The organism is Elioraea sp. (genome assembly GCF_022842375.1).
Classification (GTDB): domain Bacteria; phylum Pseudomonadota; class Alphaproteobacteria; order Acetobacterales; family Acetobacteraceae; genus Elioraea_A.
Genome location: NZ_JALHPR010000040.1, coordinates 15,117 through 27,449 on the forward strand (window position 1 = coordinate 15,117; position 12,333 = coordinate 27,449).

General features: G+C 69.9%; 10 protein-coding genes. 2 read left to right on the top strand and 8 right to left on the bottom strand.

From position 1 onward, the window contains the following. Positions 1 to 10 precede the first annotated feature (10 nt). Positions 11 to 1,366, bottom strand: a complete 1,356-nt coding sequence (gene mnmE, locus Q0C38_RS21170) for a tRNA uridine-5-carboxymethylaminomethyl(34) synthesis GTPase MnmE (RefSeq protein ID WP_291299130.1) — start codon at positions 1,364 to 1,366, stop codon at positions 11 to 13. Continuing rightward, a complete protein-coding gene (locus tag Q0C38_RS21175) occupies positions 1,359 to 1,742 on the bottom strand; it encodes a ferredoxin (RefSeq protein ID WP_291299131.1) in 384 nt (127 codons plus the stop codon). The genes mnmE and Q0C38_RS21175 overlap by 8 nt, the downstream gene beginning before the upstream one ends. A 155-nt stretch (positions 1,743 to 1,897) precedes the next feature. Between Q0C38_RS21175 and Q0C38_RS21180 the strand changes: the two genes are divergently transcribed. Both Q0C38_RS21180 and Q0C38_RS21185 read left to right on the top strand, forming a co-directional pair. After that, the gene (locus Q0C38_RS21180) at positions 1,898 to 4,039 is read left to right on the top strand and encodes a thioredoxin domain-containing protein (protein WP_291299122.1); all 2,142 of its coding nucleotides are present in this window, start codon (positions 1,898 to 1,900) and stop codon (positions 4,037 to 4,039) included. Positions 4,040 to 4,118: 79 nt separating this feature from the next. Next, positions 4,119 to 6,008, top strand: coding sequence for a pentapeptide repeat-containing protein (locus Q0C38_RS21185; protein ID WP_291299123.1), 1,890 nt, complete (start codon positions 4,119 to 4,121; stop codon positions 6,006 to 6,008). A gap of 15 nt (positions 6,009 to 6,023) precedes the next feature. Here the strand turns inward: Q0C38_RS21185 and Q0C38_RS21190 are convergent, their stop codons facing one another. The 6 genes from Q0C38_RS21190 to Q0C38_RS21215 form a co-directional block, all read right to left on the bottom strand. After that, a complete protein-coding gene (locus Q0C38_RS21190; RefSeq protein ID WP_291299124.1) occupies positions 6,024 to 6,530 on the bottom strand; it encodes a BPSL0067 family protein in 507 nt (168 codons plus the stop codon). 358 nt (positions 6,531 to 6,888) lie between these two features. Then, a complete protein-coding gene (gene rho, locus Q0C38_RS21195; RefSeq protein WP_291299125.1) occupies positions 6,889 to 8,163 on the bottom strand; it encodes a transcription termination factor Rho in 1,275 nt (424 codons plus the stop codon). A 393-nt stretch (positions 8,164 to 8,556) separates the two neighbouring features. Further along, on the bottom strand, positions 8,557 to 9,009 hold the full coding sequence (gene hemJ / locus Q0C38_RS21200) for a protoporphyrinogen oxidase HemJ (protein WP_291299126.1): 453 nt from the start codon (positions 9,007 to 9,009) through the stop codon (positions 8,557 to 8,559). Next, complete coding sequence (locus Q0C38_RS21205) at positions 9,006 to 9,680, bottom strand: HAD family phosphatase (protein ID WP_291299127.1); 675 nt, start codon at positions 9,678 to 9,680, stop codon at positions 9,006 to 9,008. Before Q0C38_RS21205 ends, hemJ begins: the two co-directional genes overlap by 4 nt. Positions 9,681 to 9,687: 7 nt before the next feature. Continuing rightward, positions 9,688 to 10,857, bottom strand: coding sequence for a ferrochelatase (gene hemH, locus Q0C38_RS21210; RefSeq protein ID WP_291299128.1), 1,170 nt, complete (start codon positions 10,855 to 10,857; stop codon positions 9,688 to 9,690). Between the two features lie 165 nt (positions 10,858 to 11,022). Next, on the bottom strand, positions 11,023 to 12,333 hold a 1,311-nt coding region (locus tag Q0C38_RS21215; RefSeq protein ID WP_291299129.1), incomplete at its 5' end, for a PEP-CTERM sorting domain-containing protein.

Sequence of the window (12,333 nt, forward strand, 5' to 3'; positions counted from 1 at the left end):
CTGGCCCCTTCTACTTCCCGATGCAGAATGACCGGAACACCACGTCGAGGAGATCCTCCACGTCGACCCGCCCGGTCAAGCGCCCGATCGCCCGAAGCGCCCCGCGCAGCGCCTCGGCCCGCAGTTCCGGCAACCCCGCATCGCCGGCGCGGCTGATCGCGGCAACCGCCTCCTCCACCGCCGCCCGGTGGCGCGCCCGCGTCAGCACGGCGCCCGATGTCTCTCCCGCCAGCGCGCCGACGGCGTCGGTCAGCGCCGCGAGCACCGCATCCAGCCCAGCCCCCGTGACCGAGGAGACCGAAGTCACCTCCTCCCCCAGCACGGTGCCAAGCCGCCGCCCAAGGTCACACCGGGTTGCCACGCCGATCCAGCGCCTGCCGCCCTGGCTGAGGGCAGCGACAGTCCCTGCGTCCGGCCCCAGTGAGAGGCCATCGAAGACGGCAAGACGGAGTTCAGCCTCGCCAGCCCAGGCCAGCGCGCGCCGGACGCCTTCCGCCTCGATGTCGTCCTCGGTTTGCCGCAACCCGGCCGTATCAGCCAGCGTCACCGCCTGGCCACCGAGGTCCATCCGCACCTCGATCACATCCCGCGTCGTGCCGGCGCGGGCCGAGACGATCGCCGCGTCCCGCCCGGCCAACCTATTGAGAAGGCTCGACTTTCCTGCGTTCGGCGCGCCGATGATCGCCACCCGCACACCATCCCTCACCCGCTCCGCCCGACCAGCGCCCACAAGTGCCGCGCCCATCTCCGCGGCCACTGCAGCCGCGTCGCCCAGCGCCTCGGCCTCGGCCTGCTCGCCCACGCCATCGTCTGCGAAGTCGATCGCAGCCTCGGCAAGCGCCAGCGCATGCGTCAGCCGCTCGACCCACCCTGCCACGCAGTGCGCCAGCCTCCCGTCCACCTGCGCCAGCGCCTGCCGACGCTGCGCGGCCGTCTCTGCCGCCACCAGGTCAGCCACCCCCTCGGCAGCGGTGAGATCGAGCTTGCCGTTGAGAAAGGCGCGCCGCGTGAACTCACCAGCCTCCGCCGGCCGCACGCCGGGTGCCGCCCGCAACAGGGCATCGGCCACAGCCGCGATCACCGCCCGACCGCCATGGACGTGAAGCTCAGCCGCCTCCTCGCCGGTGTAGCTCGCGGGGGCGCAGAAGCGGAGGACGAGCGCACGGTCCAGCGCCTCGCCGCTCGTCGGGTCACGCAGGGTGCGCAACACAGCCCGGCGCGGTTCCGCCACCACGCCCGCCAACGCCTCCACCGCCTCCCGCGCCCGTGGCCCGCTGACGCGCAGAACGGCAACGCCCGCCCGCCCCTGGCCGGAGGCGAGCGCGAAGATGGTCTCGCCCCCGAACCTGCCGGGCGCCTCAGCCAGGGGGCGCCTCCTTGGGCGGCGGCACGTGGGCTTCCGTCAGCATCAGCCGCGCCACGCGCCCGCCACCGGCCAGATGCACCGCCAGCACCTCGTCGACATCGTCTTTCGTTTCGATTTTGTACCAGACGCCCTCGGGGTAAACCACGAGCGTCGGCCCGAACTCACAGCGGTCGAGGCAGCCGGCCATGTTCACCCGGATGCCCTTGAGGCCGATTTCCTTCGCGCGTGCCTTCATGTAGTCGCGCAACGCCTCGCTGCCCTTGGCCGCACAGCTGCCGCGCTTGTGCCCATCGGGCCTGCGGTTGCAGCACACGAACACATGCGCCTCGAACCACGGCGCGGGGTCACCCACACGCGACCGCCGTGTCCCGCTCATGCCCGCCTCGCCAGCCTGGCCCATCGCCTTCTCTCCATCCATGCGCGCAACCATGTAGAGATGAAGCCGCCAGCACGGAACCCCGTTACCGTAAGTGACGCCGGACAGCGACGCTCCGGGCCGGATACCGACGCTTGCGGATGGAGAACGCCGCCATGACAGCCGCACCGATCGAGCCTCGCCCCCCGGGTACATTCGCCCCAGGCGCATCCCCCCCAGGCGCATTCCCCCCGGGCGGCAACCGCCTCAGTGGCGAGACCAGCCCCTACCTCCTCCAGCATGCCGACAATCCCGTGCACTGGCGCCCCTGGAATGAGGCTGCGCTGGCCGAGGCGCGCACCACCGGCAAGCCCATCCTGCTCTCCGTCGGCTACGCGGCCTGCCATTGGTGCCACGTGATGGCCCATGAAAGCTTCGAGGATGCCGAGACGGCCGCCCTGATGAACGCGCATTTCGTGAACATCAAGGTCGACCGCGAGGAACGGCCCGACATCGATGCGATCTACATGCACGCGCTGCACATCCTCGGCGAACAGGGGGGCTGGCCCTTGACCATGTTCCTGACGCCGGGCGCGGAGCCGTTCTGGGGCGGCACCTACTTCCCGCCCGAGCCGCGCTACGGCCGCCCCTCCTTCCGCCAAGTGCTCGCCGGCATCGCGCGTGCCTACACCGAGGAGGGCGAGAAGGTTGCACGCAACGCCGCCTCGATCCGCGATGCGCTGGCCGAGCTCGGCCGCGCACGCCCGGCGGAGGGTGCGACGATCGGGCCGGCACATATGGACGCCGCGCGCGCAGCACTGCTCCGCGGGCTCGACCAGAAGGAAGGCGGGCTCCAGGGCGCGCCGAAATTCCCGCAACCCTCGCTGTTCCGCCTGCTCTGGAACGAATGGCGCCGCACCGGTGATGCAGCGGCCCGCGCCGCCGTGACGTTGACGCTGCGCAGGATGAGCCAGGGCGGCATCTACGACCATCTCGGCGGCGGCTTCGCGCGCTACTCGACCGATGCGGTGTGGCTCGTGCCGCATTTCGAGAAGATGCTCTACGACAACGCGCAGATCCTCGAACTCCTCGCCCTCGTCGGGGCGGAAGAGCCCGCCAGCCCGCTCTGGCGCGCGCGGGCCGAGGAAACCGTCGCGTGGCTCTCGCGCGAGATGATCGCCGATGCGGCCGATGACGGCAGTGCCGGCTTCGCGAGCACGCAGGACGCCGACAGCGAGGGCGAGGAAGGCAAGTTCGCGGTGTGGACCACCGAGGAAGCCGGGCGTGTGCTGGCCGCTGCCGGGCTCTCTTCTTCCGATATCGATACGTTCCTCGCGGCCTACGACATCCGCCCGGGCGGCAACTGGGAAGGCCATGCCATCCCGAACCGCAGCCATGCAACGGGTGATGACGACGACGCGAGGGCCGCGCTGCTTGCCCGCGGCCGTGCCGCGTTGCTGGCGCACCGGCAGCGTCGCGTGCAGCCAGGGCGTGACGACAAGGTGCTGGCCGACTGGAACGGCATGATGATCGCCGCACTCTGCCGCGCGGCGCATGTGTTCGGCCATCCGGAGTGGATCGAGATCGCTGCGCGAGCGTTTCGTTTCGTTGCCGTACACATGAAAGCGGACGGGACGGCAGGTGGCGGCAGCCGGCTGCTGCACGCGTGGCGCCGTGGCGTGCGCGGGCCCGCCGGCATGCTGGCCGATCACGCGGCGATGGCGAAGGCCGCGATCGCGCTCGCCTCCGCCACCGGCGATGCGGCGTATCTGGATGATGCCAAGGCGTGGGTGCGCGCCTGCCATGCCCTGTTCGCCGATGCCGATGGCGCCTTCTTCACGACGGCGGCGGACGCGACCGACGTGATCGTCCGCGCCAAGGACGTGACGGATGGTGCGGTCCCTTCCGGTAACGGCATGCTGGCGGAGGCGTGCGCACTGCTCTGGCACGCCACCGGCGATGCGCTGCACCGCGCGACGGCGGAGGGAATCCTCGCCGCCTATGCCGGCGGTGCGGCGGAACAGCCCTGGAGCTTCGCCAACCTGCTGGTCGCGGCCGACATCCTCGACCGTGGCGCCTCGGTGGTCATCACTGGGGATGGCCAGGCGGCCGACGCGCTGCTCGCTGCCGCCAATGCAGCTTCCGGCCTCGGCGTCGTCATCCAGCGCGGCGGCGCGCTCCCCTCCTCCCACCCCGGCGCGGCGGCGACGCAAGGCGAGGTGGCGGCGGCGCATGTCTGCACCCAGGGTGTGTGCGGGCTGCCGCTCGCCGACGCTGCGGCACTTCGCCACGCCCTCGCCGCCCGCGGCAGCACGTAGCGCGTCAAGGCACCGCCGCACGGAAGGCTTCCGGTCGGCCGCGCTCTTTGATACAACTCCGTATCAAAGGGGGCGGCCGATGCCGACTGCCAGCGTGCCGACGCCAAGCGCTGCGGCCCCTCAGCCGCACCAGCACGATCCTGATCTCGGCGAACTTCTCGCCACGGCGAACGATGCCGCGCGGCGCGAGGTGTCGCAGCAATGGTTCTTCTTCATCACACTGATGCTGCTGCTGGCAGCGTCCGTCGGCACGACGACGCATCGCGCGCTCCTCGATGCCACGCCGATGCGATTGCCGTTGCTGAACATCGACCTGCCGATGATCGGCTTCTACGCCATCGCGCCGACCATCTTCGTCGTGCTGCATTTCTACGCGCTGCTGCAGGTCAGCGGCCTGCGCGCGAAGGTCGCGGCGTTCATCGCCGCGGCGGAAGCCGAGGCACGGCACCGCGCGACACTCGGCCAGGAAACCTACGCCACGGCGCTGCAACGGATCGTCCGCCCGCTCGACGGGTTCGCGGTGGTGCAGGCGCTCGCCGCCCCGAGCCTGCACCAGCGCGCGCTCGCCGCGCGGGTGATGACGGCGATCACCCTCGTCATCGCGCCGGTGCTGCTGCTCGTGTTCTTCCTGCTGCGCTTCCTGCCCTACCAGGACGTTCCGACCACGCATCTTCACCGGGCACTCATCGCCATCGACCTCGCCGTGCTCTGGGCGCTGATGCCGCCATCGGGGTTGCCGGCACGCATCATCTCCGCCGCGGGGACCGTCACCGTCATGGTGTTCTGCCTCGTGGTCGCCACCGTACGCGGCGAGGCGCTCGACAGGCCGATGCCGCTCATCACGCCGTTGCGTGACATGCTGTTCTTCGACGGCGTGCTCGACAGCACGACCCATCGCCCGCCGGACAGGCCGTTCTCGCGCGTGCTCTCGCTGGCCGATGAGCGACTGATCCGCGTGACCGACACCGAGCTCGCGCGCGAAGGCCTCGCACGCACCATCGTCCTGCGGGGCCGGTCGTTGCGCGGCGCGATCCTGATCGCGACGGACCTGCGCAAGGCCGATCTCAGCCGCGCCGACCTCGCTGGCGCACGGCTCGACAAAGCCTGGCTGAACGGGGCCTTCCTCGACAACGCGCGTCTCGAGGGTGCCATCCTCGACGGTGCGACGATGCGCGACGCATCGCTCCCCGGCGCCGTGCTCACGGGCGCCAGCCTGCGCGGCACCGGGCTCGAGGGGGCAACGCTCGATGGTGCCGCCCTCGCCGGCGCGACGCTCGACGACGCGTCGCTGCATGGCGCATCGCTCACCGGCACTTCGCTCGAAGGGGCGTCGCTCGTCGGCGCGCGGCTGCCTGGCGCGTTCCTGATCAAGGCGCGGTTGCAGGGCGCCTCACTGCTGTCGGCCGATCTGCGCGGCGCCGATCTGCGCTACGTGCAGGGCTGGCGGGCGGATACGTATGGCGCGCGGCTGGCCGATGCCGACGCGCGCAGCATCTCGACCGCCGCCCTGCCGGCGACCTGGGTCCCCGCCGCCGCGGCGGAGGAGGGAGGCCCCAGGGAGGCGAGCCCCTGGCGGGAGAGCGTCGATGCGTGGCTTGCCGTCATCCCGGGCGTGACGCTGCGGGAGGGTGCGGCGCGGCGGCTCACGACGCTCACTGCGCGGTCAGAGGACGACCCTGGCCTCGATGCCCGCCACGCCGATCTCGTCGGGCTGTCGCCACCCGAGCCGCGGGGGGTGGCGCGGACGCTGATCACGCTCGCCTGCGCGCCGGAGCGTGCGCCCTATGTCGCGCGCGGCATCCTCAGCCAGATCTGGACCGCCGATCGCACGACGGGCCGCGACCTCGATGCCGCGATCCGCGCCAGGGTCGCGGGGGCAATGCGTGATGAAGCGGGCTGCCCCGGTGCCATCGGCCTGAATGCAGAGGAACGTGCGCGGCTTGTCGCGATCAGCGAGGGCCTGGATTGAGGCAGCGCAGCCGCGTCAGTCGTCCTCGACCTCGCCGTGGTTGACGATCTTCCTGGCGGTCAGGATCACGTGGAAGCGGTTGCCGTCATTCAGCCTGTAGCGTGTGTTGCCGAAGGTCTGCTTGAAGAAATAGCCGCTCTTCTCGATGGCTGCCTTCTTGTTCTCGTCATGCGCCCACTGGTCGAGCGTGTTCAGCCCGGTGCCATCCTGGCTGAGGTAGATCGCGGCGTGCCTGCCGGCGAAGGGGTAGGTGCCGTCATCGTCGAAGATGGCAATGGCGGTTCCCTCCGGCACGGCGGCGTTGCCCTTCACGACGGGCCCGCGCACCCAGAACCGCGTCTTGCCGCAGCCCGTCGCCGTCTGCACCAGGATGGCGCATTGGCCGTTGCCGCACATCGTGCGCCGGGCCTTCCAGGATTTCAGGTTCGCCGCGACGTAGAAGTCATGGTTTTCCGCCGCGGCGGTGCAGCCCGGATCGGCCTTGATCATCGCCTGGAGCGCTGCGAGGTCGCCTGCCGCCATCAGTTTCGCCTCCGTTCCGTGTCGTCCCTGCCGCGGAACGATAGGGGTGGGAGGCTACAGGCCGCGTGATGGGGCGCACAGGGGGGCCCTCACCCTGTCCCTCTCCCGCACGCGGGAGAGGGGACGCGGCGGGCATACCCGTCCGAAAGCCCTCTCCCCCTTCAGGGGGAGAGGGTTGGGTGAGTGGGTCAGGTTGGCGTGGGGCCGGAAGGCTGAAACGACGCTGTGATGAACACGGCTTACGTATTCATCGCCCCGGTCCGCGGAGCGGACGAATGGAACGGGGATGCGATGAGCACCCTCAGGTGTTCCCCGGCGTGCGTCGCACGCCAAAAGAAACGCCGGTGATGAACACGGCTTACGTGTTCATCGCATCAAAGAAGTCCTGGTTCGTCTTGCTGTACTTCAGCTTGTCGAGCAGGAAGTCCATCGCGTCCTGCGGGCCCATCGGCATCAGGATGCGGCGCAGAACCCACATCTTGGACAGCGTGCCACGCTCGACCAGCAGCTCCTCCTTGCGGGTGCCGGACTTGGTGATGTCGAGCGAGGGGAAGGTGCGCTTGTCGGACAGTTTCCGATCGAGAATGATCTCGCTGTTGCCGGTGCCCTTGAACTCCTCGAAGATCACCTCGTCCATGCGGCTGCCGGTGTCGATCAGCGCGGTCGCGATGATGGTGAGAGACCCACCCTCCTCGATGTTGCGCGCGGCACCGAAGAAGCGCTTCGGCCGCTGCAGCGCGTTCGCGTCCACGCCACCCGTCAGCACCTTGCCCGACGAGGGCACGACGGTGTTGTAGGCGCGCGCGAGGCGGGTGATCGAGTCGAGCAGGATCACCACGTCCTTCTTGTGCTCGACCAGGCGCTTGGCCTTCTCGATCACCATCTCGGCGACCGCCACGTGCCGCGTCGCCGGTTCGTCGAAGGTGGAACTCACCACCTCGCCGCGCACGGTGCGGGCCATGTCGGTCACTTCCTCGGGCCGCTCATCGATCAGCAGCACGATGAGGTAGACCTCGGGGTGGTTGGCGGCGATCGAGCTTGCGATGTTCTGCAGCATCACCGTCTTGCCGGTGCGCGGCGGCGCAACGATGAGGCCGCGCTGGCCTTTGCCGATCGGGCAGATCAGGTCGAGGATCCGGGGCGTGTAGTCCTTCTGGACGCCCTTCTGCACGCCCTCCTTGTTCTCCACCTCCATCTTGAGCCGGCTCTCGGGGTAGAGCGGCGTGAGGTTGTCGAAATTGATGCGGTGGCGCACCGCATCGGGCTCGTCGAAGTTGATCTGGTTGACCTTGACCAGCGCGAAATAGCGCTCGCCGTCCTTCGGGCTGCGGATCTGGCCTTCCACCGTGTCGCCGGTGCGCAGGCTGAAGCGCCGCACCTGGCTGGGCGAGACGTAGATGTCGTCGGGGCCTGGCAGGTAGTTCGCCTGGAAGCTGCGCAGGAAGCCGAACCCGTCGGGCAGGATCTCGAGCACGCCATCGCCGTGGATCGCCTGGTCGTTGTCGGCCAGGGTCTTCAGGATGGCGAACATCATGTCCTGCTTGCGCAGCGTCGAGGCGTTCTCGACGTTGAGGCTCTCGGCCAGCGCCAGGAGGTCTGCGGGGCTCTTGGCCTTGAGTTCGGCGAGGTGCATCTGGTTGGGGTGCCCGGGATCGGAGTGAGGTTGGGGGGCGCTCGCGGGGTGGCCGGCGAATGGAACCGACACGTGCGATGCACGGGGGGAGGCGTCGTTCCGGCGAAAGGTGGCGGTGCAGGTCCCCATGCGGCGGCGTCGGTGGCTATCGCTGCATCGTGGCGCAAATGCCGTGATGCGCCGGCCTGTCCTTGGCCGGGAACGAAACGCCGTGTCTTCGCGAAACTGCCCTGTGGGGATCATTGCGGCCGGTGGCCGCGCCGGAAGATGAGATTGACTTAAGGAACGCCGGCCGTTCCGTCAATCATTCCATCGCTGCCGTGATGACGAATTGCTGTCCCTGGCCTTCGAAACGACCCGGAACCCGTGGCCGGACGTCGGAAAGATCAACAATCAGAATGGTCTGGCGATGACCATGACGACGATCACCACCATCGCCGCCGTCGGCACCTCGTTCATGATGCGGAAGTAACGCTGTGGCCTTCGGTTCCGGTCCTGCAGGAAATCGCGCCGCCGCGCCATCATCGCGTGGTGCGCACCCGTCATCACGAGGATGCCGAGCATCTTGAAATGCCACCACCCCGAGGCCCAGTCCACCACGCCTGGGGTGAGCACGAGCAGGATGCCGAACACCCACGCCGCGATCGAGGACGGGCTCGCGATATAGCGGGAGAGGCGATACTCCATCACCTTGAACCGCTCGCTCTCCACGCTGCCGGGCGCGACCTCGCAGTGATAGACGAACAGGCGCGGCAGGTAGAGCAGCGCTGCCATCCACGCGATGATCGCGATCACATGCAGCGACTTCACCCAGGGGTAGATGTAGGCCAGCGCGTCGATCGTCATGCGCCCCTCCGATCCGCGATCATGCCCCCGATGATGTCGGCAAGCGCGTCCATCCGCGCAAACGGCTCGGCCCCCTCGGCCGCGAGCGCCGCGGCGGCGCCATTGGGTGCATAGCCGAGCACGCGCATGCCCGCCGCCCGCCCCGCGCGCACGCCGGTGACGCTGTCCTCGATCACGACGCAGCGCGCGGGCTCCACGCCGACCAGGGCGGCGCAGCGGAGCCAGATGTCAGGCGCCGGCTTGCCCGCCGCGACATCCTCGTAGCTGACGACGCGGCCGTCGAAGATGCCGTCGAGCCCGAGGCGGGCGAGCTTGGCGGCGAGCTCCGCCCGCGACGAGTTCGACCCGACGGCGTGGCCGAGCCCCATGGCGCGTACGGCTGCTATCGCGCCGGCGGAACCCGGGATGGGAACCACCTCGGTCGCCATCGCGCCGACGATGCGCATCGTCATCGCCAGCGCCCAGTCATCGGGGATGGCGATGCGTGCGGCGATCATCGGCGCCATCATCGGCAGGGAGAGGCCAAGGAAGCGGTGTTCCGCCTCCCGGCCGGTCATCGGCCAGCCGCGGGCGGTGAGGTCCTCGGCGATGATCGTGTTGGCGATCGCCTCGCTGTCGGCCAGCACGCCGTCGCAGTCGAACAGAACGGCGTCGATCCCTGGGGCGGGCATGGCAGCCTCAGTCCTCGTCGGCGGTGATCACGCGCCCTGCCGTGGCATGGCCGCGGCGGGCATGCGGGCAGTCCTTCGCCGCGCGCGGGCAGGTGCGGGCGCCGCGGAAGCTGCACAGGCTCCTCTCCTCCGCCCGCGCGTGCCGCACGAGACCGGCGAGCGCGCCGATGAAGCCGGGGTCGCTGTTCTGCGCGGGCGAGCGGAAATAGGCGGGAACGCCGAAATGCTCCGCCTCCTCGCGGTACTCGACATCGAGCTCGACCAGCGTCTCGGAGTGTTCCGACACGAACGCGATCGGCACGACGAGGACGGCCACCTTCTCGTCGCCGGCGCGCTTCAGCTCATCCTCCGTCGAGGGGCCGATCCATTTCTGTGGCGTCACGCGCGACTGGTAGCAGACGAGATGGTCCATCCCGTCGATCGCCATCGCCTCGGCCACCGCCTCGACCGTCTGCTCGACCTGCCATTGGTAGGGGTCGCCCCGCGCCACGATGCTCTCGGGCAGGCCGTGCGCGCTGAACAGGACGCGCAGCGGGATCTCAGGGGCGAGTTCGGCGCGGGCCTTGAGGTAGCTCTCGCGCACCATCGCCGCGGTGGCGCCAACGAAGCCCGGGTCGGAGTGGTAGCAGCAGACGGTGTGCGTCGGCGCGACGAGCCCTGCCTTGGCGGCCGCATCGCGCCAGGCATCGAGGGACGACCCCGTCGTGGTCGTCGAGAACTGGGGGTAGAGGGGAACGAGGACCACCTCGTCGGGCCCCCAGGCGCGCACGGCGCGGGCGGTCTCGTCCGACATCGGGTGCCAGTAGCGCATGCAGACGAAAACCTTGGCGTCGAGGTCGCCCGAGAGAGCGCGGGAGAGGGCGGCGGCCTGCTCCACGGTGAGCTCGAGCAGCGGGCTCTTGCCGCCGAGCACGGCGTAGTTCTCGGCCGCGATCGGCGTGCGCTTCCAGGTGATGAGCGCGGCGAGGAGCTGGCGGAAGGGTGCCGGTACCCGGATGATCGCCGGGTCGGCAAACAGGTTGTAGAGGAACGGTCGCACGCTTTCGGCTTTGTCCGGGCCGCCGAGGTTGAACAGCACGACGGCCACGCGCGGCTTCTTCGCGCGCTCCTTGCGGGGTCTCTCCCGCGGTGTCCGCTCCGCCTGGGCCACCTCGTCCGGTGACGTCATCGCGTCCATCTGTGCAAAGCCCCTTACAGCCGCGTCTCACCAATCAGGTGGGAACGAGGCGTTCGCATGCCAGCCTTTGGCGGGGAAGGTCAATCGGCGTACGCATTCGGGGGGCGGCACGGCAGACAAACGGCAGTGGGAGCGGGCGTATCCCCCGCTCCCACTCCACCGGCCTCACGCCGAGGGCGCAGCCTTGCGCCGGCGCATGTAGAGAAGCGCCGCAAGCGGCAGGCCGAGCAGCGCCAGGCCAGCCGGCTCGGGCACGTCGAGATAGAGCGGCTCATCGAACGGCAGGGTCAGCGCGTAGGACCAGTACCTGTCATCGAGCGCGCTGATGTAAAAGCCTGTCGCTGTCTCTGGGATCAGCGTCATCCACACCTCGCCTGACCCAAGGGAGAAGATGCCGAACGGGCCCCGGCCGCCGAACAGCGGGTTCCTGTCAGTTCCCCGTTCGAGCAGCAGGTCGCCCGCCTGGCCGGTCCCGACGCCGAGTTTCGGCGTGCCTATACCTGCCCCGGGGTCACGCAGGTTCATGAAGTAAAGCGCATCGAACCCGGGAAAAATCGGCAGCCCGATGCCGACATCGAGCTTGACCAGCGCCGCCTCGTTGGGTCCCCGGTTCTGGTAGATGCTGAGAAAGTCGAGACTGGCCTTGAGCTCAGTCAGGCCATAGATCTCCGCCCCGCCCGGAAGGCCCGGGATGAACGGCGTGGCGGTCGCGTTCGCAAGGAAGGGGTTGGCCTCCCTCGGCCCCGCGCCGAGCTCGACCGACCCGCCGATCGTGGCCGTGCCGGCGAAGCGTGCCGGTGTGTTCGTGCCGAACAGCAGCCGGCCATCGGCGCCAGGATTGCCGCCCGTTCCACCCTTCGCATCCACCGTGGAGGAGGCGCTGGCGACGTCGGTACCGACGAGCTTCACCGTGCCGCCGGCACCGCCGCCGCCCGTACCGCCCTCGCCGCCGCGCCCCCCGGCGCTGCCGGTGGCACCCCCGTAGGCGCCAGCCCCGATGCCACCCCCCTGCCCAGCATTCGTGCCGCCGGCGGTGCCATCACCACCCGCGGCACCGGCTCCACCACGGCCCTGATTGGTCTGCGCCGGGCCGGCCGCGAGTCCCACACCGGCCGCGCCGCCATCGCCGCCGGCACCGCCTGCCGCCCCCGGGCGATGAAAATCCGATGTCGTCTTGTCCTTGCCGTCCTTGCCGTCGAGGCCGGCGGTGCCCGACGCGCCGTCGGGGCCGCGGACGGCGATGCGTCCATTGCCGCCTGCGGCATCGACACGCGTTCCCGTCGCGTCGACGCGGCCGAGTGCGACGATCTCCAGCGCCCCTCCGCCTACCCCGCCGAGACCACCCGTGGCACCCATCCCACCGGCGCCGCCGCCGCCGCCGCCGCCGCCGCCACCACCACCGGCACCGCCGTAGCCGACGAGGCTCCCGAACCCGCCCTGCTCGCCGCCGCCGCCTCCGCCGCCACCCGCGCCGCC